The sequence below is a fragment of the Streptomyces sp. NPDC102437 genome, from assembly GCF_044765565.1.
GTDB lineage: Bacteria > Actinomycetota > Actinomycetes > Streptomycetales > Streptomycetaceae > Streptomyces.
On sequence record NZ_JBIWKI010000159.1, the window covers coordinates 1 to 1673 of the forward strand.

Genomic DNA, 1673 nt, shown 5'->3' on the forward strand with positions numbered 1-1673 from the left:
AGCCTTGATCCACCGAGGTGGTTTGAGAGCGGTCTTTTGATCGGCTTCGGGTCGGGTGGCCGGGTGAGGGCAGGTTGTGTCCGCTGGTCTGCCCAGCATTTCCACGGTTCGGTTCCGGTCGGGCCCTTGCGGGCGGGGCGGGCGGGGGCTGTTCGTATCAGCCGGCCGGTCCGTGGGCGGTGGAGAACAGGTGTGTCCAGGGTGGCTGCCAGGGCCAGTTGTGCGGTAGGTGCAGGGTGATGCGGCGGGCGGAGCGGGCGATCCGGGCCGGGACGTTGACCAGGTGGGTGCGGATCGTGGCAGTGGTGGCCCTGGCGTGGAAGGCGGAGGCTTGTGCGCCGGTGGCCCGCAGCAGGTTGTAGGTCATCGCCCACAAGGTGAGCCAGGCTGCGTTGGCGTGGAAGTGTCCGGAGGGCAGGTGGGCCAGGGCGGAGGCTTTGCTGTCGGCGATGACCTGCTCGATGACCGCGTGGTGGCGGTGTTCGCGTTCGGCCTGGAGGGTTTGTGCGGGCTGGTCGGTGAAGAACGGGTGGTAGCGCCAGACGGGAAACAACTCGCCCTGCTCGCCCATGACGGCGGGTTTGGCCAGGTCACGGACCCGGCGCACGATCAGCCGCGCGGTGACCCGCTCGCTCTTCTTGCGGCTCGCGAAGGCGGTGTAAGCGGGTATCTCGGCGACTTCGGCGTCCGAGACGAGTTCACCGGTCTCGGGGTCGGGGACCGCGGTCGGGTATGTGATCTGCTGCCAGGCCTGGTCGGGAATGCCGAGGACGGCCCGTTTGACGGCAGGGTTCATCCCGCAGGTGATCGAGAAGTGAGCTCCGGCCCGGCGGCAGGCCGCGATCACACCAGCGTTGTAGAACTGCGAGTCCGCTCGCAGGATCCGGGTGCCGGTGCAGCCCGCCTCGACGGCGGTGGCCAGCGCCTCACTGACGAATTTCGGGGCACCGCGGGAATCGGCTGCCTTGCCGCGCCGCATCCGCACGGTGGCGATCACCGGGCGGGAGCCGGGCGTGCAGACCGTGGCGAGCAGGGGGTGCAGGGTGCGGACGCCCTTGAACCGGCCGTACTCGGCGCCCTGCTTGGCCCGGCCGTAGATCCGTTTGTGGGTGGAGTCGACGTCGATGAACGCCTTCTCGCCGGAGCCGGGAAGCAGCGGGGTGTGCACGGCCAGCTGACCGAGGAACCTGCGGTGCACGGCATGGAGTTGGAGGGCGTGGCCGTGGGTGAACGCGCGAAGGAACGTGCCCAGCGTGGACGGTGCACGGACCCCTCGGAACAGGGCCGGCATCGCCCCGTGCCGCAGGATGTGGAGGTCGTCGATGCTGTCCGCGCCCGCCGCCATGCCGGCCACGATGCTGGTGACCTTGGCGTCCGCCGCCGCACCCGCACCGTTCCCCGCCCCGGTCAGCTTCACCTTCTCCGCCGTCAGACGTGCAAGACCGCACCGCTCGGCCAGCCGCAGCACCGGAACCAGCCCGGCATGCGCGACCAGGCTCGGGTCATCGAACGCAGCGGAGACCGCCGCTGGAGTATGGGAAACTTGCATCTCGGAAGTGCCTTGCCGATCGTGCGTGCTGGAAGCCTCAAGAACTCCCATCATCGCAGGTCACAAGGCACTTCCTCGTTTCCCGAAGAGCCATCCACGGCCGTCACATCGGTGGATCAAGGCT

1 protein-coding gene is annotated in these 1673 nt (G+C 68.9%); it reads right to left on the reverse strand.

Annotation, left to right across the window (positions count from 1 at the left end; all coding sequences use genetic code 11):
- Positions 1 to 157 precede the first annotated feature (157 nt).
- The gene (locus tag ACIRJP_RS42550) at positions 158 to 1549 is read right to left on the reverse strand and encodes an IS1380 family transposase (RefSeq protein WP_404186607.1); all 1392 of its coding nucleotides are present in this window, start codon (positions 1547 to 1549) and stop codon (positions 158 to 160) included.
- Positions 1550 to 1673 lie beyond the last annotated feature (124 nt).